Consider the following 21572-nt stretch of genomic DNA (forward strand, 5'->3'; position numbering starts at 1 on the left):
AGTCCGAAGACGTACCCGACAAGCTCAGATTTCCGCCATCAGCTTCGCCGGCAACACTCAGGCTGCCCTCAACATTGTCTAATTCATCGTTAGTGGAAGCCGTCTGTTCAGTACCGTTGTTATCTTCGGCGGCAACATTGATGGTTAACTCACCATCCACCAGGCCGGAGATATCGGCATCAACCGTATAGGTACCATCTGCTGCAACAGTTGCCGTGGTTTCAACGCTGTCACCGTTCTTATCGGTGATTGTAATGGTCACTTCTGTACCTTCGGCCATATCGGTGGAAGTACCCGATACCGTAATATTGCCGTCGGTAACCTCACTGGCTACCGTTAGATCACCCGCCACATTATCCAGCTCGGCTGTATCATTCGCCGTGACTTCATCACCGTTATTATCCGTCGCAGACGCATCAATGGTTAACTGTCCATCAACCAGGCCAGACACGTCGGCATCAATGGTATAGTTGCCGTTGGCATCGACCGTTGCTGTGGTTTCAACCGTGTTACCGTTCGCGTCGGTAATGGTAATGGCCACTTCCGTGCCTTCCGGTAAGTCCGAAGACGTACCCGACAAGCTCAGATTTCCGCCATCAGCTTCGCCGGCAACACTCAGGCTGCCCTCAACATTGTCTAATTCATCGTTAGTGGCAGCGGTCTGCTCGGTGCCGTTGTTGTCATTCGCAACAGCGTTAACCGTTAAGTCGCCGTCGACCAGGCCGGAGATATCAGCATTGGTGGTGTAGTTACCGTTAGCATCCACAGTTGCGGTTACCGTAACCGTATCGCCGTTAGCGTCAGTAATGGTAATCGCCACTTCCGTGCCTTCGGCCATATCGACCGAACTGCCGAACACGGTGATAGTGCCGTCAGTCACTTCACTTTCAACTGTCAGGTTACCTTGAGTTTCATCAACTACCACATTGTCACTGTCGGTAATGGTTTCACCGGTTACATCAACAGCGGAGGCTTCAATTGTTATATCGCCGTCGTTCAAAGAGATGAGGTCAACACTCGAAACAGAAAAGCTTCCATCGGCATTAATCGTTGTTGTAAGAGTCAATTGATTCCCTTGCGAATCGGTCAATAACAGGGAAACAGTGCTTGCGGGGGGCAGGTTGGTCGTTGTTCCACTCAGGCTCAGGCCTGAGCCTCCCTGATCATATTCTGCAGTTAAGTTAATCGTACCGGGAGAAACAACACCGGGGTCAGGCTGCTCTGCTGCTGCCGCTGTGATATCAGCGCCTGTAATTTCTACCGGCGTCAAACCAACCGGTGTGTCATAAACCGTTTCTAAAACACGCGCAAGACGAACAAAGTTGCTGCCTGTGTCTCCACCCACTGCGGCATTACCAGCGGCAGGCGCCTGAAATTGCTCTAACAGATCCCCATCTGTTTCATCCAGAACATTAAGAATGTCATCTGCGCTACTTTCATCAGCAATAAACTCTAGATCATCAACTGAATCGTCCGGCAATTGCTCACGAGTAATTGCAAAACTCGCACCACCTTGAACCAAAACTTGTTCGTCATTGGGGTATTCCAGCACGACATTACTGTTGCTTTCCGTCAGAACCACGTCGCCTTGAAAAAGCTGGTCACCAACGGCCAGGTTTTCTATGGATCCATCTGCGCGCTGAACTTGAACATTACCTTCAATGCGAACAATTGTAGCTATCATTATATGCCTCGATTAAATTGGGGAACTACTGACGTTAACGTTAACAAGTTTACAACTAAATCCTATTGTACCCAGGTCCAGTTTTTAGCTGGTATAAACTAAAGCTACAAGATTTTATCTCATGATAACTGGATTTAGTCATGGTTGATCGGCCGCACTTACCCACCCCTCACTGACCTTACGGTTAAAGCTAGAATCCCTAGCGCTCGGGAAACAGCGAGAAAAAACGGATACAAGCGTGGGGGTAATTGGGTTAAAAGAACTCTTCCAATATAGCTAACAATTAACAACTTTGTTAACATCATTCTAGCTAAAAATAACAACCCTAAATATGAGCCCGACATGAAAAAACTTCACCCCTTTTATATTGCTTTATTAAGTGCTGCGTTACTCCAGGCTTGTTCTCCAACAAATCAAAACACTAAAACAACCACGTCCGCTTCTTTGGAAAACATAAAAGCACCAGTTGCAAAAAAAATCCCTCATGAAATGACCATTCATGACGATACCCGCATCGATAATTATTATTGGATGCGCGATGATGACCGCAAGGACCCCAAAGTACTGGCCTATCTTGAAGCCGAGAATGAATATGCCGAGAAAATGCTGGCTCACACCGAAAGTCGCCAGCAGCAATTATTTGAAGAAATGAAAAATCGTATTGCCAAGGATGATAATTCCGTACCGGTACGAGACGGCAAATACTATTATTCCACAGAAATGCAGGGCGATAACGAATACCCAATTTACGTGCGCAGCAAAGATTTTTCAGGCACCAATAAGCAAATTTTGTTGAATGTTAACGAGCTTGCCAAAGGCCAGGATTATTATTCCGTAGGCAGTCTAGCCGTTAGCCCGGACGATGCCATTCTTGCATACAGTGAAGATACCGTCAGCCGGCGTATGTACGAGATTAAACTGAAAGATATGACGACCGGCGAATTACTACCGGAGCGGATAACCAATACGTCAGGCGATATTGTCTGGGGCAACAATGGGCAGTATTTTTACTACATAAAAAAAGACCCAGAAACTCTGTTGGGCTATCAGGTGTATCGTCATAAACTCGGCACCGAGCAGCAACAAGACAAACTGGTCTACGAGGAGCAGGACACCACCTTTTATACCGGTATCAGCAAAAGCAAAGACGACTCAAAAATTTACATTATCCACGACGCCACGGAGTCAAAAGCGGTTTCCCTCATTGATGCCAACGACCCTAATGCCATGCCGGTTGAATTTGTGCCAAGAGAAGACGGGCTGGAATACAGCATCGCCAAACATAACGATGAGTATTATGTGCTGACTAATTTAGAGGCGGTGAACTTTCGCCTGATGAGGGTGAGTGCTGACCAACTGGGCGAGAAACAAAACTGGGCAGAAGTGCTTCCTCATAAAGCAGATACTCGCCTCGAAGACATTGAATTATTTGACCAGCACCTGGTTTATAAGCAGCGCCAGCGCGGCCAGACTCAGGTATTTGTGCGTAACCTGAACACGGGTGACGAACAGGAACTCTCTTTTCGCGACAAAGCTTATACGCTTTATCTGTACGGCAATAACGAATCCAACCCTGCTCTGCGACTTTACTACACCAGTATGACGACCCCGGGCAGCCACTATGATGTAGACCTTAGCAACCTGGATAAAACGCTGTTAAAACAAGAGCCGGTACTGGGCAATTTCAAAGCTGAAAATTACGCTTCCGAGCGGTTATTTATTACCGCCCGCGACGGTGCTGAGGTGCCGGTTACACTGGTTTATCGTAAAGACACGTTCAAAAAAGACGGTACCAACCCACTTTATCAATACGGTTACGGTTCTTACGGTTCCACTTCAGAACCCAGCTTTAGCAGCAACCGTCTAAGTCTGCTGGACAGAGGCTTTGTCTTTGCTACTGCTCATATTCGCGGCTCGCAAATGCTTGGCCGCCCTTGGTATGAAGATGGCAAAAAGCTCACGAAACAAAATACTTTTAATGACTTTGTCGATGTCACTCAAGCGCTGGTTGAGCAAGGTTATGGTGCTAAGGATAAAGTCTTTGCTATGGGCGGTAGTGCCGGCGGGCTGTTGATGGGTGCCGTTATTAACCAGGCTCCGGAGTTATACCTTGGTGTAGCAGCACATGTACCTTTCGTTGATGTAGTCACTACCATGCTGGATGAGAGTATTCCGCTCACTACTAATGAATTCGATGAATGGGGTAATCCGAAAGAGAAAATCTTTTACGACTACATGCTTTCTTACTCACCTTATGACCAGATTAAAGCTCAGGACTATCCTAATCTGCTGGTAACTACCGGTCTGTTCGACTCGCAAGTGCAGTATTTCGAGCCAGCCAAATGGGTTGCCAAGCTCAGAGATTATAAAACTGACGACAACCTGCTAGTGTTTAAAACCGAAATGGAAGCGGGTCACGGCGGCGTTTCCGGGCGCTTTAAACGTTTAAAAAATACAGCGCTGGAATACGCTTTTTTCCTGGACTTACTGGAAAACGAGTAGCCAGCGTTAGCTCTAGTATATGAGGCAATATTATGAAGATTCGCAGCATAATCAGTAGCGCATTATTACTCTCGGTCAGCCTGTTCACTCAGGCGGCCGATGACAACACAACATCACATAGTCTGACACTGTCCGAGGCAAATAAGTTGGTTGCTCTGCCACTGCATTGTGTCGAAACGCCCTATCCTTATAAAACGGGCATTGTATTGGGTAGCGCCGACGACTTAAAAGAACCATCCGCGCTACATCCGGTTTTTTACGGTTGCTTTGACTGGCACAGTGCTGCACACGGCTACTGGTCATTAGTCACGTTACTACGCCAGTTTTCGGGCTTAGAGCAGGCAGACCAGGTAAAAGCTGTGCTGAAACGTAATTTAACCGCCGACAAGGTCGCACGTGAAGTCGACTTTTTTAGTAAAGACATTAACGACTCTTTTGAGCGCACCTACGGCTGGGCCTGGCTGCTAAAACTCTCTGACGAGCTGCATTCATGGCAAGACCCTAAGGCCAAAGAGCTGGCAGCTAACTTACAACCACTGGCCGATTTAATCGTTGAGCGTTATATCAACTTTTTACCAAGGCTGGTTTATCCGGTGCGTGTAGGCGAGCACACCAATACGGCCTTTGGCTTAAGTTTCGCTTATGATTACGCTGTAAACCGCGAACATAAAGAGTTGCAGCAGCTAATTGCTAAACGCGCTAAGGACTATTTCCTGGATGATAAAAACTGTCCGATAAGCTGGGAGCCCAGCGGCTACGATTTTCTCTCACCTTGCCTGGAAGAAATTGGCCTGATGCAGCGCGTTTTACCCGAGCAGAAGTTTTTAACCTGGTTAGAGAAGTTTATGCCGCAACTGGCCGCCCCCGACTTCAGCCTGGCCGTCGGTGAAGTTGGCGACAGAACCGATGGTAAATTAGTGCATTTGGATGGTTTGAACTTCAGCCGTGCCTGGAACCTCTATGCGCTGGCTAATCAGTTCCCACAGTACGCGCATTTGCGCAAAATAGCCGATAAGCATATGGCACATTCCTACCCGAACCTAATCGGTGACAGCTACGAAGGCGGTCACTGGCTGGGCAGCTTTGCTATTCAGGCGTTGAATCAGACCCAGCAATAATTGCCGGGGTTTCCGACATCGTTCAGTTAGGGCGTGAACTATAAACGCTCTAACTTACGTAAATGTAATACTGTTTCGACGGATGTAAGGCTTTTCTAATGTTAAATTTAGACTTCTCTAAACGCGTTATCATTGAAACCACCCAGCAAGAATGGATTGATAGCCCCGCGTCGGGAGTACGTCGTAAGTTACTGGAACGAGAAGAGGCAGAGCGAGGTCGTGCAACCAGTATTGTCGAGTATAAACCCGGTGCCTCTTTTACAACTCATGAGCATCCGTGGGGCGAGGAGATACTGGTTCTTGAGGGTATTTTCTCCGATGAAAACGGAGATTACCCTGCCGGCACTTACATCCGTAACCCCCCGGGTAGTTCACATGCGCCCTTTAGCAAAAAAGGCTGCAAACTAATGGTCAAACTGCATCAGTTCCAACTCGACGATACCAGTCAGGTGCGAGTTAATACCAATGAAACTGAGTGGCTGCCTGGTCAGGGCGGTCTGCAAGTTATGCCGTTACACAGTCATGGCACTGAACACATCGCACTGGTTAAGTGGCCAGCCAAAGAGGTTTTTAAACCACATCGGCATATGGGGGGTGAAGAAATATTGGTATTATCCGGCGAGTTTTGTGACGAATATGGCCGCTACCCCGAGGGCACTTGGTTGCGCAATCCGCATATGAGCACACACCACCCTTTTGTTGATGAAGAAACCATTATATGGGTGAAGACCGGGCACTTGGGATAACCAAGATAAATTAGCTTACAAACCCAGGACCGATCTGTTATCACGGACAGTTAAAAATCGCTTCCCTTACTATCATTGCATACTTAACTAGCGTTGAATGCCAACCCTATACATGCAATAATTATTATATATTTAATTTTTTATATTTTTATTTATGAATATGATCCAGTTTTACAAATGTCTATCGGATATCAACCGATTAACTTGCCTTTGTCTGATACACGAAGCTGGAGAAGCCTGCGTTTGTGAAATAATCAATGCGCTTCATGTTGACCAGCCCAAAGCTTCCCAGTACCTGAGCCAATTACGTAAATGTGGGTTATTAATCAGTGAGCGCCGGGGTAAGTGGATGTACTATAAGTTTTCGCCTGAGTTACCAGACTGGGCACGCAAGGTCATCAAAACAACGCTCGACAATAATAAAAGCGAGTTCGAGCAGGCATTTACCGACTTTAAGAAGAATCAGTTAGCGACCGACACAGCAGTAAGCGAAGACTAATAATGACTGGCGTGGATCTGCATTCAATTTAAGGAGTTTTGTTGTGAGTAAAGCATTAAAAGAGCCTTCAACAACTGAAGGTATGGGTCTGTTTGAACGTTATCTATCAGTTTGGGTGGCGCTGGCCATTATTGCGGGTGTATTGCTGGGACAATTTGCACCGGTAATACCTGAAACTCTGTCGCGTTTTGAATACGCCCAGGTATCCATACCGGTGGCTGTACTAATTTGGGCCATGATCTTCCCAATGATGTTGCAGATTGATTTCACCTCGATAGCGGGCGTGCGCCGGCAGCCCAAAGGGCTTGTCATTACCACCACGGTCAACTGGCTGATTAAACCTTTTACCATGTTTGCCATTGCCTGGTTCTTTTTCATGGTCGTGTTCGAGCCCTTTCTCGCAAACGACACAGCAAGCCAATATTTAGCCGGAGCCATTCTCTTAGGGGCAGCCCCCTGTACCGCAATGGTCTTTGTCTGGAGTTATCTCACCCGCGGTGATGCCGCCTATACATTGGTTCAGGTTGCGATTAACGATCTCATCATGTTAGTGGCCTTTGCGCCGATCGTTGTTCTTTTGCTCGGTGTTTCAAATATCCAGATACCCTGGGAAACGCTCATTTTATCAGTGGTTCTGTATATCGTTATTCCGCTAACTGCCGGTATTTTAGTCAGACAAACTATTATTAAACGTCGCGGTATCGATTGGTTTAACAGCGTATTTATGAAACGCATTGCACCTATCACGCCAATAGGCTTGATTGCTACGTTAGTGCTGCTTTTTGCTTTTCAGGGCGATGTCATTATTGCTAATCCTCTGCATATTGTGCTGATTGCCATTCCGTTGATTATTCAAACGTTTCTGGTTTTCTTTATCGCCTATGGTTGGGCTAAAAAATGGAAAGTCCCACATAATGTCGCGGCCCCCGCAGGCATGATTGGTGCCAGTAACTTTTTTGAACTCGCTGTCGCAGTCGCCATTTCACTCTTTGGGCTGCAATCCGGTGCCGCATTAGCGACCGTGGTTGGCGTTTTAGTGGAGGTACCTTTGATGCTTGCACTGGTGAGAATTGCGAATAAAACGCGCGGTCATTTCCCTACTTGAGGTATAAGTTATGAAAAAAATAGTATTCCTGTGCGTTTCAAATTCGGCCCGTAGTCAAATGGCCGAGGCTCTGGCCAGAGAAATCCTCCCTCAAGAAGTTGAGGTGCTAAGTGCGGGAAGTGCACCATCACGTATTCATCCATACGCGGTAACAGTTATTGAAGAGCTTGGCATTGATATAAGCCAGCAGTACGCAAAAAACATTGAGGATGTTGACACTAAAGATGTCGATACAGTGATAACACTTTGTGCTGAGGAGGTTTGTCCAACCTTTTTTGGTGACGTAAAACGACTGCACTGGCCAATGACGGATCCCTCTGCTGGCTCAAATGATGAAGCAGAGATACTCGAGCGCTTTCGCACTGTCCGTGACCAACTCAAGCAGCGAATCTTGGTGTTAAACGAATTATTGCCGGTACCCGAAAGTATTGAGTCTACCGAATTCCACGCCAGCATTCGTGTTTCAGATCTTGCCAAAAGCACAGCCTTTTATGCGTGGTTGTTGAATATTTGGCCAAAAGAATGGACGCACCGATATGCCACCTTTATTCGCGAGGATCTCAAGGTTAACTTTGTGCTCGTTGTGGCTGATGGCAAAGAATTACATCACGACACGCTTTACCATTTAGGCATTGCGGTTGATAGTAAGCAGGCTGTGGTTGATGCGTTTTTCAAGTCAAAAGACTTTGGCGCAACCGTAGTAAAACCGCCAAGAACCACATGGAAAGGAACGCCCCTGCATGAATTGTGGTTGGAAGATAGCGACGGTAATTTAATTGAAATTTATGCTCGATTAACCGCCGAAGAGCTTGCACAGAAACCTGAGGATGAGCTTCCGGTTTTCTTGGTTGAAGGAACAGCAAATTAAGCAGTCCAGCAACAATTTAAAGGCGAACTTCGGCACGATAACGTCCGGTTGGATAATAAACACTTTTTTAAAAAGACGGTTGGAAACATTATGAAAACCACTATAAGCCGACTGGCCGGTATTCTCTGCTTGACTGTTATTTTGGCAGGCTGCTCTGAGTCACAGTCGCCTGATAAAAATAAGCCACTTGCTGTTGCCACTATCTCCGTAGAGCAGCCACACCGGCAAGCGCATCAGTTTACCGGGACCATACAACCCCGCTATAAAACCAAGCTGGGGTTCAGAGTCGCTGGAATAATAGCCGAACGTCTTGTTGAACCTGGCGACAAAGTTAAAGCAGACCAGCATTTAGCGGTTCTTGATGATGCCGACTTTATCGAACGCAAAGAAGCCGCAGACGCAACATTAAAGGCCAGCCGGGAAAACCACCGAAAAGCTGAAAATGACCTGACCCGGGGTAAAGAATTATTGCGTGAAGGCGCCATTGGGCAGGAACAGTTAGAAGCCTATCAGGTTGCTTATCAGTCAGCTGAACAACGGCTTCAACAAGCGCTGTCGGAGCAACGACAGGCGAGTAATGCTTTGAGTTATACGCAACTGGTTGCGCCACAAGCAGGTATTGCTGTCGATGTTAGCGCCTAACCCGGATTGGTTGTGGGGTCGGGTCAACCGGTAATACAACTGGCGCATGGCAACGCGATGCAAGTGGTGGTTGATTTGCCCGGCGCTCTCAATGCACCTGAAAAAGCACGCCTGATACTGGACGACCAACAAGTGTCATTATCACGTTTTTCGCAGGCCGGCGCACTGGATCCTCAAACATTTACCCGCCGGGTTAGATACCAGCTCGACGAGACGGCTAGGGGCGCTGTTTTTGGTCAGCTAGGAACGGTTGAGATAAGCAATAATAGCAACCGGGATAATCTGTTCAGTATTCCAATTTCAGCCCTTGATGAGCGCGGTGAGCGAGCTCGGGTTTGGGTAATACGAGAGGGCAACGCGGTAACGGAACCGGTACAGGTGGTTAAAATAAAAACCTATCAGGCGATTATTAGCAGTAATGCAAAAACATCCTAATACCATTGCGCCGCACCTGGAGTGGAGCGAACGAGTGCACGCCTTAAAACTCAATTGGCGTGATGCTGAACTGGCCAAACATGGATTAACCCCCGCTGGCGTTGCACAACAACTTCAGCTGCAGCTGGACGGTCAGCGTATTACTCAGCTGCGTGATGGTCTGCGCACCGTTCCATTAACAGCAATTGGTTCAGCAAGTGGCATTGACCATAGTCAACAGGCGGCACAACAGCGTGATGCCCTGTCACGTATCGAGCTGCGTACGCAATCCGGCAATGTGGTGCCATTGCAACAAGTCGCGGATATCAAAGTAGAATTTGAAGACCCGGTGCTAAAACGCTACAACCGACAATTGTCGCTTGCCGTTAACAGCGAAATTGAGGGGGCTCAGCCGAAAGATATTACCGAAGCCCTGTGGGCTGACTTGCAGCAGGTGCGAGCCGATATGCCCTATCAATATGATGTTCAGATAAGCGGTACCGAGGAGCAGTCGGCAAAAGCGCAGGGGTCAATCAGAGCATCAATGCCACTGATGGTGGCATTGATGCTGATTTTTGTGATGCTACAAATGCGTAGCTTCAGCGGTACCTTTATGGTCATTGTCACTGCACCGCTGGGTCTCATTGGTGCGGTTATTGCGTTGTTACTGTTTAATCAACCCTTTGGCTTTGTCTCGACCCTGGGGTTAATCGGCCTGGCCGGTATTCTAATGCGTAACACACTGATTTTAACTCAACAGGTCAGTGATAATCTCGCTGACGGTATGAGCCAGCGAAAAGCCATTATTGAAGCGGCAGTGCAACGGGCACGGCCCGTCCTATTAACCGCGTTAGCTGCGGTACTGGCCTTTATTCCGCTGACATTAGACAGTTTCTGGGGGCCTTTGGCTTACGTGTTAATTGGCGGCGTGAGCGTAGGCACAATTATAACGCTGTTATTTGTGCCTGCACTTTATGCTTTATGGTACCGGGTTTCATAAGATGGCACCGAAAATCAAACCGCATATGGGTATTAACAACGGCGACTCTAATAATGGGTCGCCCATGACTCACCCGTGAACTTTTTGAATACAAAGTCTTTTTTATACGTTCTGTACCCGCTTACTAACCCGGTTACGGCCATTGTTCTTGCTTAAGTACAATGCTTTATCTGCCTCTTCAGTTAGTTCTGAAGCGTTAACGTTACTGTTAAAATCTTCTGAGCAGACACAACCACCTGAAAAAGTACAGTTGAAAACATTTTCGTCTGCAACAAATTCCATTTCGCTGAAAACTTTTCTTATCGTATCGATGACCTTAAAGGCCGCAGTTTCCGGAGTGTTGGGTAAAATTACCATAAACTCTTCACCACCATAGCGCCCGATAATATCGGTTGAACGGAGCCGGTGACGCAGAAGGGTCGCAACTGAAGCAATTACGGTATCACCTGTGGCGTGCCCGTAAGTATCGTTAACCCGTTTAAAATGATCGATGTCCAGCATAACAATTGAGACCGGACTTGCTTCCCGTTGTGCCCGCTTAACCTCAAGCTCTGCCTGTTCTTTAATAGCGGCGTGTTTTAATAAACCGGTCAAGCCATCTTTACTAATTAATTGGTTTAAAACTCTTGCGCGTTGTATTCTGGAACGTATTGAGGAGATGAGCTGCTGGTACAAAATGGGTTTAACTAAGAAATCATCAGCATTGAACAGTAAAGCTTCCGCTTGCTTGTCGATATCCTGCTCTGCCGACAAATAAACAATAGGAAGGCTTTCGAACTGCACATGTTGACGAACCAATAACGCAATATCGATACCTGAATAATCGGGCATTTCCATATCAAGCAATAACAATTCGGGCCTGAATTCAGCGAGTTCTGGAATAATATTTTTAATGTCACTAAGGATATTAACCCGCATCCCTTCAGACTCTAATTCTAATTTCAATAAAGAACAAAGCTCCTTGTCATCATCAATTAGCATGACTCGCGGCGGCTCAACCTTTTTTCTGTTTAATACAACTTCTAAATGACCGATTAACTCAGGAAAAGCGACAGGTTTTTTCATAAAGCTTAAAGCTCTCGCTTTCGCGGCTTTCATTCTTTGCTCAAAATCATCGTTTTCGGACAACATGATAAGCCCACCTGGACTCTCATGTTTGACATAAAAAGCGTTGTTAGTGTCCACCAGCTCACTGAAGTCATAGCCATCCATATCAAGAATAGTTGCATCAGGCCATCCTTTTATCCCGGCTTCTTCCAAAGCTTGCCCTAACTCAATGGTACGAATTTTAAAATTGAAGTTAACAAGTTGTTTGGAAAACTGCTCCGCCAGTGTTTTATCCTCTTCAATTAACCAAACCTCAATGTCTTCATCATGTTCGGGGGTATCGATCTGCGCCGGACTTTTACTCGAACGAGCCCTCAACGACTGAGTCGTGTTGTGTTCTTCAAGGATTTCAGTTGAGCTCAATAATTCACAAAAACTGGTAACTTCGTCTTTGATAAGCTGTACCAGAGTGTTCTTATTTTCACTTGTTTGCTCTGTGCTGATTTTTTTCAGTATTTCATCAATACGCCGCGACTCGGTGCCGACATCCTCAAAGCCAAAAGTACCGGCCGACCCACTCATTGAATGCAAAATACGGTGCAGGTTTTCAACGCATTGTTCGACGGTCTCTGTAGTCAAACCGTTTAGTATGGAACTTAGCTTGCGTCTGTCCGCAACCAGGCGCTGTTTATACTGAACTCGAATAGTTTCGATTTGATTCAGTAGCTCATCTGATACGTCATGATTACTCATTAATGTGGCTCCAAATGTCTCTCAGCTGAGAAGGTAATTTCATCGGGTCAAAAGGTTTAGAGATAACATCTTCAGCCCCCAATTCTTTGAGCTCATCAACTTCCGAACTTAACACTTTTGCCGTAAAAAAAACCACTGGTATTTCCTTCACAAGCCCCTGTTCCTGCAACTTTTTCAAGGTATGAGGACCATCTAACTCTGGCATCATCACATCAAGCAGTACTATGTCAGGTTTAAATTCTGTTATGCGGTCGATAGCTTCCTGCCCGGACGAGCAAATGAGCGACGTAAACCCACCAACTTTTTCCAGCGAGAGCTTTGCTATTGCCTGAATGTCAGGTTCGTCATCGACTAATAGAACACGTTTTAGATCAGACATTGAGTCTCCTAGTCTGTTTATCGTCCAGAGAGCGAATCAATTAACTCAATAAATTGAGTAAGAGTAAATGTAGCTTTACTCATCACCGCATCTACTTTTTTCGCTCCTTCGAATGTAACCTCGTAGTCAGAGGTTACAATGATCTTAATATCCGGGTTTAAACGACGAGCTTGTTCAACAACTTCCCAACCGGAGCCATCTGGTAAAGCAATATCTAACACCATAATATCGTATTTCTGCATTGCTAACATACGCTCAGCGTCAGCGACAGTGCGGGCAGTGTCGATTACATACTTGTCTCTGAGAGTGGCGGTGATGATCGTAGAAAAGTCGTCATAATCTTCTACATGTAATACTTTATTCCTATTAAATAGTTCAGTTTCCGAGCTTACCTTGTCAACGTGTTGCTCTTTACTGTCCAATGGGTCGTGCTCGCGGTCATTGTCTGCCACCGCTATAGGTAAGGAAAACCAAAACCGCGTTTCATGATCAGGTTTGGATTCAAACCCGATAGTACCCCCCATTTGCTCAATAATGGTTTTGGTAATAGCCAACCCAAGGCCGGTCCCCCCTTTACCACGTGAGTCTGAAGATTCAGCTTGCGAAAATGGTTCAAATACTTTTTCCTGAAAAAGCTCCGGAATACCCGTTCCATGATCAATAACGTCAATTAATACGGTACCTTCATGTGTCGATAGTTTGACCTGAATAATGTCACCAGCAGGAGAAAACTTAGCCGCATTTGACAGCAAATTCGTCAGCACCTGCATAAACCGAAGCTCATCGACGGCAACAGTGGCTGGTTTTGATAAGTGATTATCAAGCTGAATTTTAGCTCCGTACTGCTGGGCGTACCCCTGGTTTTCTGCTACGGCTTTTTTAACCAAGTCTGCCACTTCAAATTCTAAAATTTTCAACGACACTTTGCCCGATGTCATTTTTTCGATATCGAGTAAGTCATTAATGAGTAATGTTAAACGCTGACTATTTCGACTGGCTAAATCGAGCACCCCCTGAGTTTCCTCAGAGAAACTGTCAGACTCCAGAGACATTAACGACAGGGCGCCAGAAATAACGGAAAGCGGCGTTCGTAATTCATGACTAACGGTGGATAAAAACTGTGACTTCAATCGCCCCGCCTGCTCTGCCGCTTCTCGCGCAAATACCAGTTCGGATATATCCAATACAGTACCCAGCATAGATTCGGGCACACCCATTTCATTGCACTGAATAATCGCGTGGCCTTTTAACCAACGGAGCTCTCCGGTATCGTCTTTAATAATCCGAAACGTTGTTTCCAGCGGAGGCGGATCGTCACGAAACGGTTCCCTCTTGTTAGCTTTTTCAGTCAGTTTTGCCAAAAACTCGCTAAATTCCTGCTTTTCCTGTGGGTAGAAAACTCGTTCCATGCTCGAATAGTGAGCGTCAAAGCTCTCTGAGGCAACGCCGGTAAGCTCATGCATCTGTTTATTCCACAGTATAGCTTTGTTGTTAAGGTTCAGTTCCCAGACACCTAAGTTAGCCACTCGGGTAGCAGACTCTAAGCGCTCTTTTAACTCCCGCAGCACTTGCTGATCACGAAGTTGCCGACTGACATTGCTCGCTAAACCTAAGTAGCCAACGGCGTTGCCGTTATTGTCAAACTCTCGTGTAACTGTTAATTCAACAGGAATCCGCTCGCCTGTTTTCGATAGATAGGTCCAGTTGTCTTTTTCCGAGCCTTCAATATCGGGAATGGCGGTAAAAACGGAAAAGCCAGAGATGGTTTTCTTCAGCTTCTGAGTCAGCCGCTCGCCTTTTTCTTTGACTTCTTCTGGATCATGAAAAATGGCAGGCGTTTTTTCATTAACCACTTCTTGTGCCGAGTATCCCAACATGCGCTCCGCACCGCGATTAAAGACATTTATAAGGCCGTTTTTGTCTGTCGCAATAATAGCTGTTTCACTGGCGGCATTCAGAACATGGCTTAGCTTATTATTAACCGCAGTCACTTCCTGGGTTCGAACCTCAACTTCGGTTGCCAGTGAATTCAGCAGTCGCCGCTGATATATCTGCCGGGTTAAATAGAAAAGTCCCAGAACCCCCAGAAAGGATAAACACCAAACGAGGATACGAACCGGCCAAAGATTCGGAAAAACATTATCGGTTGTAATAGCGAGCTGCCATTCGCCACCCGGAACATCCACCTTCGTGGTTACCTTGGCAGCGTTAAAAATGGATGCGTCCCCCAAAAATATTTCAGCAGGACTTACGCGATTATTAACATGCCTTAACCCCAGCCTTGCAGAACTGCCAGCCTCTTTAACTTCTTTAATAAGCGACTGGAATAAACTTTCGGCATCAATGACAGCACTTATCAGCCCCCAGTAGGTCTCATCAATATACAAGGGTGAGCGATATATAAGACCAAGGTCGCCTTGCACTAACTCGAGAGGACCGGACAACTTTGCCTGACCTGAGTTAATGATCTTTTTAATATCGGTCCATTGTGCGGGTATTTGCTCATAACGCAGTCCTATTGCGGCCTCATTTCCTTCAGCCGGCATAACCCAACGCAGTTCATTATTGGGCGCAATACCAATATTCCGAAAGTAAGGACTGAACTGGTAAACCTGTTGCAGCATTGAGTTAATTTCTTCTGCAACAATATTTCCCTTTCGGGCTCTTACATAGGCCTCAATGCCACGTGTTAAAAAAGTGGCTCCGTAAAGTTCGGTTTCAAGTTGCGACTTTATCCTGTTTGCAAGTTCCGTTGTAGCGATCTCAGTTTGGTATTTTTGATAACTCTGGTAGTCCCTAATAACATACTCAGCGATGCCTATCACACCAATAAATACAGTAACGGCAATAAGTTTAGGCCAGTTTGTTTTTATTATTTGAGGTTGCAGATCACTCATTTTTTATCACCACTACTGGCTATTACTTTCGGTAATAGAACGAAAAACTCGGTGCCTTTATCACTGGTGGTAAAATCGATACTGCCATTTAAGCCTTCAACAATTTCTTTGCATATTGATAAACCTAAACCGGTTCCCCCTGTTGTGCGGGTATTGCTTGAATTCGCCTGGGCGAACTTTTCAAAAACTCTCGGCTGGAAGTCGTCAGGAATACCCTCTCCGCGGTCTTTTACGGCTATACGCACGTACTTGCCAACCGCTTCGGCGGTGACCGATACAGAGCCATTCTTCGGTGAAAATTTAACCGCGTTTGACAATAAATTGGTAGTAACTTGTTCGAATCGTTGCGCATCGACACGAATAAGAAGTTCCGGACTTACCGGGGCCAGATGCAATTTCACCTGGTAACGTTGGGCATAGGGCTCATTTCTTTCTATAATACCGTGCAACAATGAAGCTGCTGCCAACGTTTCAAATTGCATATCCATTTTGCCCGCCAGCAGTTTCTCCAGATCCAAAATATCGTTAATTAATAAATTCATCCGGACACTGTTCTTTTTCGCTATTTCTATCATTTCAACTGCGGCGGCCGGTATATCACCCGCAGCACTGCCCAATAATAAGTCCAGTGAGCCCGTAATTGCTGTTATGGGGGTTCGAAGTTCATGGCTGACGGTTGAGACAAATTGGTTTTTTATTTCCTCATTACGCTTACGCTCAGAAATATCTTCAATAATCGACCAGATTAATTTTCGCCCCTGATCGTCATACACAATCATGCCATTTAATAACACCGGATAACGACGGCCGTCCTTGCGAATATACTCTTTTTCGAAAGGCCCAAAACGCCCGAATTCTGCTAAAGACGCAAGTTGCTTTATTTCTTCTTGCTCATACTCACGCGGCGTAATATCCCAATAACTGAGGGTGACAAACTCGTCACGGGTATACCCGGTCGGCGCTAAAAGTGCTTCATTTAAATCGACGAACTGGCCGGTTTCATAGTCGTTTAATGCAATACCAATGGGCGATAATTCAAAAAGCCCCCGCAAACGACTTTCACTGTTTTCCAGCGCCTCGTTTTTCTGCTTAAACGCCAGTGTGGTAGACACCCAACGCGCCAACAGACTTAAGAACTGTTTTTCGGTCTCTTTAAAAGGCTCGTTTCTGGCCTTAGCAGAAGAAAAGTTCAGCGTACCAAAGCGTTCGCCGTTTACTTCAATAGGAAGACCAATATAAGATTCAAGACCAAAAGTGTCATAACAAGGGTGCTGACGGAACTCTGACGAAATCATATGGTGTATGGCAATAATTTTGTTTGCCGACAGTACAATGTCACAATAGGTTTCGCCGAGCGGAAATTGTTGGCCGGCTTCCAGTTCAGTCTCATCTGGCGCGTTATAAGCAATAATTTGGTATTGTTCATTTTCTACCCGGCTGACAATACCCAGTTCAAGCTTTAAGTAGTCGCAGGCTAATTTTAGTCCTTGAGAAATGCGCTTTAACGGTTCCTCAGGTGAAAGCGAAGCAATACGGTTAAGCGCTTTAAATGCAGCAAGTTGCTTTTCTAACTCTTGTTGATTTCGCTTTTCCTGAGTGATGTCCAGAATAAAGCCATCGAAATAGTCAACGTCTCCGGCGCCCTGTTTTATGGCTCGTCCTTTTTCCTGAGCCCAACGAATACTGCCATCGCGATGCAATATTCTGTATTCCAGCAACCATTCGTGATCAGTCTCAATAGCGTCGGCAACAGCTTGTTCCAGCCGCTTTTTATCATCAGGGTGAATGACACTGTCATAACTGCGAACATTATTTTTAATGAAGTCAGTAGCTGGGTAGCCGGACAGAGGATCGACTTTGTCACTCATATAAAGCATCGTCCAATGCTCATCGTATAGGCAGCGATAAGTCACGCCCGGAATATTATCAACCAGCGAACGAAACTGCGCTTCGCTGGCTTTTAGAGCCTGCTTACTTTTCACCTGTGCGGTTATATCGCGCACAGCAAACACATACTGCAGTTCTTCATTATTAATAAGTGGTGCACCATTGACCGAAACCGCTTTCCACTCCCCGGACGGCCAGTGAATAGCATGTTGCACATTTTTTACGGCTTCACCTGTTTTCCGTACTACGGCAAAAGGCAACTGTTCGGGAGGATAATAACTGCCGTCAAGCTGAGTAATTCTCCAACGCGGATCATCAAACGTTGCATTTGTTTTATCCGGCGCATCGTTGCTTTTCAGACCGAGTACTTTAATTGCTTCGCTATTTGCATAGACAAACTGCCCTTTCGCATCCAGAACAAAAAAAGCAACGACATTGCTATTAAAAATATTTTCCAGAAATTGTTTTTGAGACTCGACTTTTTGCTCTGTTACTTTTTGTTTGGTGATATCTTCGTGGGTACCGGAAATAAGCAAGGGCTCACCCATTTTTGTTCTGGATACCAAACGACCTCGGGTATGCACCCAAACCCAGTGCCCGTCTTTATGGCGCATACGTGCTTCAAAATCATAGAAAGCGAACTCACCATTAAAATGTTTTTGTAATAGTTCTGCTGACGCTTCGAAATCATCGGGATGAGCGAGGTTTACCCAGGTGTCGATAGATAGGGGCTGAAGCTCACTCAGCGTGTAACCGACAATATCGGCCCAACGCTCATTAAAAACCGTTTCACCGGTTTGAACATTCCACTCCCAGGTACCGACATTGGTGCCTTCTAAAATAGACAGTAATCGTTGTTTGCTTTTCGCTAGCTCTTCTTGCTGCTCACTCACCCATACTTCTTGCTGAACCGCATCAGCAAGGTCTTTAAGCAGTATTTTATCTTCATCAGAAAGTGTCCGGGGTTTGGTATCAATAATACATAACGTACCAATGCGATGCCCATTTTTACTGTTTAGCGGATACCCTGCATAGAACCGGATGTTCGGTTCACCAACCACCAGGGGGTTATCGGCAAAACGTTCATCATTGAGGGTGTCGCGAACTTCAAACAACTCATCTTTTAAAATAGTGTAGGCACAAAAAGCAACATCACGAGGCGTTTCTGCTGCGAGTAAACCTTGACGAGATTTAAACCATTGCCGGTTTTCATCAACCAGCGAAATGAGTGCGATAGGTATATTGAGCGCTCTTTGCACAATACGGGTGAGCCGATCAAACCGCTCTTCAGCCGCCGAATCTAGCAACCCGGCTTCTTGAAGAGCTTTTAAACGCTCGGCTTCATTGCCTGAAACACCTGCTGGTTTCATTTACGCACCCCGTGATTTAGATGACGTTATATTTTTTATCCAATCTTTTTCTGGTTGAGGTTTGTGAAAATAAAAGCCTTGTTGTAAATCTACGCCGCTATCTTTCAGGTAAGTCGCTTGCAAACCGGTCTCTACGCCTTCAGCAACAATGGATACCCTCATTTGCTTTGCCATTAAAATAATCGAATCTAATAAATTACGGTCTCGCTCACTCTCGAATGCGCTTTGTATGAATTCCTTATCAATTTTTAATTCCGAAACCGGCAGCCATTGTAAGCGGCTAAGATTCGAATACCCGGTACCAAAGTCATCAATTGAGAATTTAACACCGGCCTGGTCAAGCGTTTTCATAATACTCAGAACCTTCTGATGCTGTTGAAGCAGCAGATTTTCTGTTATCTCAATAATTAAGCGCTCTGTTGGCGCGCCCACGCGATTCATCGTCTCGAATATTTGAGCCGTAAAACCCTCATGTAAAAACTCCTTGGGGCTGACATTGATAGCCACAGGCTTATTTGTTTCTTTTATGACTTGAGCAACCTGCTCTAACATCCAATGACCAATTGGGACAATAAGCCCTAACTGCTCCGCCAGTGGAATAAACTCGTCGGGCGGCACCATTCGGTCACCGAGTTGCCAACGAATTAAGGCCTCAGCACCAAGCGTTTTATAATCCCTGCCTACCTTTGACTGTAACCAGCACTTAAGCCCAGTCTCACAACCGGTGTCGATGCACTCCAACTCATTGTGGAGCGCGGTTTCCAGCGCATAGTCATGTTGTAAATTGGACTGCATCAACTCCTGGTAAATACTGAGTCGATTTCTGCCCTGTGCTTTCGCACTGGCTAACGCAGATTCGGCGTTAACTAACGCATGGTTCGAGTTTGTTCCCTTATTTAACGTTGCAATACCAATGCTGACAGTCACATGTATCTTGTGGCTATGACTGGTTTGTACCGGCTCTCGCATTAATGGCAGTAAAGACTGAATTTGAGCAAGAGATGCCTGCTCAGGACAGTGCGCATGAGTAAATGCAACAATAAATTTGTCAGCCAGGTCTTTCGCTAACAGCGCGTTAGCATCTACGTTCAATTTAATTCTTTCGGCAACAACAGCTAAAACCTCATCCCCGACAGACTCACCTAACACTGAGTTTATTCGTCTGAAATAATCAATATTAATACAGGCTACCGTTATTTTTGCCTCCGCCCCCCAGGTTTCCACTTGCTCTATCAACCGAGTACGGTTCGGCAGCCGGGTTAATTCGTCATAATGAGATAAAAACTCTATCTTTTCCGCTGCTTTTTTTTGCTGCGTAATATCACGCACCATGCCAATAAAACGCTTGCCATTGGGTGTATCCGTTTCTGACACTGCTAACTCAATCGGGAAAGTACTGCCGTCTTTGCGTGCTCCGATGACTTCCCGGCCAATACCAATTATCTTTTTTTTACCGGTCTTGTTGTAATTTTTAAGGTATTGGTCATGCTCGCGCCGGTAAGGCTGCGGCATTAATATTTTTACATTTGTGCCAATAACATCGCTTGCCTGGTAGCCGAATATCCGTTCAGCGGGTTTGCTAAAGCCTTGTATAATACCCTTACTATCAATGGTTATGACGCCATCAACCAGATTATCCAGAATTGTATTAAGGGCGACCGTTTGTCGTTCAAGCTCCGTTAAGTTTGCGTGACTGGATGAAATGTCTTGTATTGAACCAAACAGGAAAGTCTTACCCGCGACACTTTCAAACACTGAACCACACGTTTTTATCCACTTTGTGGTGCCCTTTTCAGTGATAACCTGAGCTTTCAGGCACCAGGGTTTGCTTTTTTCAACCGCATTATCAATAGCATCCAAAATAATTTGATCGTAAGGGGAGCAATAATATTTAACCGCTTCATCGACAGATGGCGGCTCATGGGAGGAGCGCTCAAAGAGTTCATAGGTATGCAGACTCCAAAACAGCGTATTTGCTTCTACGTCTATACACCAGGAGCCACTCTTAGTAAGGTTTTCGGTTTTTTCTAAAAGCTGCTTTGCAGACACCGGCCAGTTAAAATTGTTCGTCATATTTTACTGCCCTTGCAGCTGAGCCAAACTGTTCTGAATTCAATAATTTTCACCTGTAACGTTTCTTGGTAAAGCCAAACCCGACGAATAATGCATTCTAAAATTTTAGGGCGTGTTGATCTTTGCTGACTGCTTTTTCAGCAGCTTGGCTGATATTTATACAAGGCAGAGCTTGTGATGTGTCGTTATTCTACATGAACAAGCGATAACGCCGTAGAAATGTCAGCCAAGTGCTGCCCGAAGGGTTCGTCTGGCGGCACTTTGCTCTTTGTCACTCGTCGCTTATTTAGAATAATTAAACTTCATTCCTCGTTTCGCGATCAAAACGCCGCCAGAAGGAACAAAATCTAATCAGGAAAGATCAACACGCCTTAGGATCACTCCTTTATATACTAGAACAAAATGACTAAAGATGTATGGTTTTTTGGGTTCCCCGGGCACAAATTCTTATTGTCATAAAAGACAGGGTTGATGTTGAATTCGACTGGCTGGGTGACTTGATTAGTTGAGCTGATTGAACATGAGATTAGGGCAGATTTCTATTTGGTGCTAAACCTGCTTAATGAAATTGAGCAGAGCTGTGCTGAG

Annotated in this window: 15 protein-coding genes; 9 read left to right on the top strand and 6 right to left on the bottom strand. The window is 45.7% G+C overall.

The genetic code is table 11. From position 1 onward, the window contains the following. A partial coding sequence (locus L8G48_RS11140) for a retention module-containing protein (RefSeq protein ID WP_248264689.1) occupies window positions 1–1684 on the bottom strand: 1684 nt, incomplete at its 3' end. 342 nt (window positions 1685–2026) lie between these two features. On the opposite strand from L8G48_RS11140, the gene L8G48_RS11145 reads away from it, so the two are divergent. The 9 genes from L8G48_RS11145 to L8G48_RS11185 all read left to right on the top strand — a co-directional run bounded on the left by L8G48_RS11145 (window position 2027) and on the right by L8G48_RS11185 (window position 10578). Further along, window positions 2027–4186 carry a S9 family peptidase gene (locus L8G48_RS11145; RefSeq protein WP_248264690.1) on the top strand — a complete coding sequence of 720 codons (2160 nt, stop codon included), beginning with the start codon at window positions 2027–2029 and terminating at the stop codon, window positions 4184–4186. A 32-nt stretch (window positions 4187–4218) separates the two neighbouring features. Then, window positions 4219–5304 (top strand): DUF2891 domain-containing protein, encoded by a 1086-nt coding sequence (locus L8G48_RS11150; protein WP_248264691.1) that lies wholly within the window; start codon window positions 4219–4221, stop codon window positions 5302–5304. Between the two features lie 98 nt (window positions 5305–5402). Beyond that, window positions 5403–6050: a cupin domain-containing protein gene (locus L8G48_RS11155; RefSeq protein WP_248264692.1), complete on the top strand. Its 648-nt coding sequence runs from the start codon at window positions 5403–5405 to the stop codon at window positions 6048–6050. A gap of 160 nt (window positions 6051–6210) precedes the next feature. After that, window positions 6211–6549: a metalloregulator ArsR/SmtB family transcription factor gene (locus L8G48_RS11160; protein WP_248264693.1), complete on the top strand. Its 339-nt coding sequence runs from the start codon at window positions 6211–6213 to the stop codon at window positions 6547–6549. Window positions 6550–6631: 82 nt separating this feature from the next. After that, window positions 6632–7654, top strand: coding sequence for an ACR3 family arsenite efflux transporter (gene arsB / locus L8G48_RS11165; RefSeq protein WP_248264865.1), 1023 nt, complete (start codon window positions 6632–6634; stop codon window positions 7652–7654). A 10-nt stretch (window positions 7655–7664) separates the two neighbouring features. Continuing rightward, complete coding sequence (locus L8G48_RS11170) at window positions 7665–8522, top strand: VOC family protein (protein WP_248264694.1); 858 nt, start codon at window positions 7665–7667, stop codon at window positions 8520–8522. A gap of 90 nt (window positions 8523–8612) precedes the next feature. Beyond that, window positions 8613–9164: an efflux RND transporter periplasmic adaptor subunit gene (locus tag L8G48_RS11175; RefSeq protein WP_248264695.1), complete on the top strand. Its 552-nt coding sequence runs from the start codon at window positions 8613–8615 to the stop codon at window positions 9162–9164. Between the two features lie 12 nt (window positions 9165–9176). Further along, window positions 9177–9599, top strand: a complete 423-nt coding sequence (locus L8G48_RS11180) for an efflux RND transporter periplasmic adaptor subunit (RefSeq protein ID WP_248264696.1) — start codon at window positions 9177–9179, stop codon at window positions 9597–9599. Further along, entirely contained in the window at window positions 9583–10578 is a 996-nt protein-coding gene (locus L8G48_RS11185) for an efflux RND transporter permease subunit (protein WP_248264697.1), read from the top strand. The genes L8G48_RS11180 and L8G48_RS11185 overlap by 17 nt, the downstream gene beginning before the upstream one ends. Window positions 10579–10680: 102 nt before the next feature. On the opposite strand, the gene L8G48_RS11190 is transcribed toward L8G48_RS11185, so the two are convergent. From L8G48_RS11190 to L8G48_RS11210, 5 genes are read right to left on the bottom strand one after another with little or no spacing between them, the layout of a single operon-like run. Then, the gene (locus L8G48_RS11190; protein WP_248264698.1) at window positions 10681–12378 is read right to left on the bottom strand and encodes a diguanylate cyclase; all 1698 of its coding nucleotides are present in this window, start codon (window positions 12376–12378) and stop codon (window positions 10681–10683) included. Next, a complete protein-coding gene (locus L8G48_RS11195) occupies window positions 12371–12757 on the bottom strand; it encodes a response regulator (protein WP_248264699.1) in 387 nt (128 codons plus the stop codon). The genes L8G48_RS11190 and L8G48_RS11195 overlap by 8 nt, the downstream gene beginning before the upstream one ends. 17 nt (window positions 12758–12774) lie before the next feature. Next, window positions 12775–15654: an ATP-binding protein gene (locus L8G48_RS11200; RefSeq protein ID WP_248264700.1), complete on the bottom strand. Its 2880-nt coding sequence runs from the start codon at window positions 15652–15654 to the stop codon at window positions 12775–12777. Then, window positions 15651–18911, bottom strand: a complete 3261-nt coding sequence (locus L8G48_RS11205; protein ID WP_248264701.1) for a PAS domain S-box protein — start codon at window positions 18909–18911, stop codon at window positions 15651–15653. Before L8G48_RS11205 ends, L8G48_RS11200 begins: the two co-directional genes overlap by 4 nt. Next, on the bottom strand, window positions 18912–20984 hold the full coding sequence (locus tag L8G48_RS11210; protein WP_248264702.1) for a GGDEF domain-containing phosphodiesterase: 2073 nt from the start codon (window positions 20982–20984) through the stop codon (window positions 18912–18914). Window positions 20985–21572: the final 588 nt, after the last annotated feature.

Source organism: Idiomarina aminovorans, from assembly GCF_023155095.1.
In the GTDB taxonomy this organism is placed as follows: Bacteria; Pseudomonadota; Gammaproteobacteria; order Enterobacterales; family Alteromonadaceae; genus Idiomarina; species Idiomarina aminovorans.

Coding starts and splice junctions, on each gene's coding strand:
- L8G48_RS11145 (WP_248264690.1), top strand. CDS start 2,027: ATGAAAAAACTTCACCCCTTTTATATTGCTTTATTAAGTGCTGCGTTA.
- L8G48_RS11150 (WP_248264691.1), top strand. CDS start 4,219: ATGAAGATTCGCAGCATAATCAGTAGCGCATTATTACTCTCGGTCAGC.
- L8G48_RS11155 (WP_248264692.1), top strand. CDS start 5,403: ATGTTAAATTTAGACTTCTCTAAACGCGTTATCATTGAAACCACCCAG.
- L8G48_RS11160 (WP_248264693.1), top strand. CDS start 6,211: ATGATCCAGTTTTACAAATGTCTATCGGATATCAACCGATTAACTTGC.
- arsB (WP_248264865.1), top strand. CDS start 6,632: ATGGGTCTGTTTGAACGTTATCTATCAGTTTGGGTGGCGCTGGCCATT.
- L8G48_RS11170 (WP_248264694.1), top strand. CDS start 7,665: ATGAAAAAAATAGTATTCCTGTGCGTTTCAAATTCGGCCCGTAGTCAA.
- L8G48_RS11175 (WP_248264695.1), top strand. CDS start 8,613: ATGAAAACCACTATAAGCCGACTGGCCGGTATTCTCTGCTTGACTGTT.
- L8G48_RS11185 (WP_248264697.1), top strand. CDS start 9,583: ATGCAAAAACATCCTAATACCATTGCGCCGCACCTGGAGTGGAGCGAA.
- L8G48_RS11190 (WP_248264698.1), bottom strand. CDS start 12,378: ATGAGTAATCATGACGTATCAGATGAGCTACTGAATCAAATCGAAACT.
- L8G48_RS11195 (WP_248264699.1), bottom strand. CDS start 12,757: ATGTCTGATCTAAAACGTGTTCTATTAGTCGATGACGAACCTGACATT.
- L8G48_RS11200 (WP_248264700.1), bottom strand. CDS start 15,654: ATGAGTGATCTGCAACCTCAAATAATAAAAACAAACTGGCCTAAACTT.
- L8G48_RS11205 (WP_248264701.1), bottom strand. CDS start 18,911: ATGAAACCAGCAGGTGTTTCAGGCAATGAAGCCGAGCGTTTAAAAGCT.
- L8G48_RS11210 (WP_248264702.1), bottom strand. CDS start 20,984: ATGACGAACAATTTTAACTGGCCGGTGTCTGCAAAGCAGCTTTTAGAA.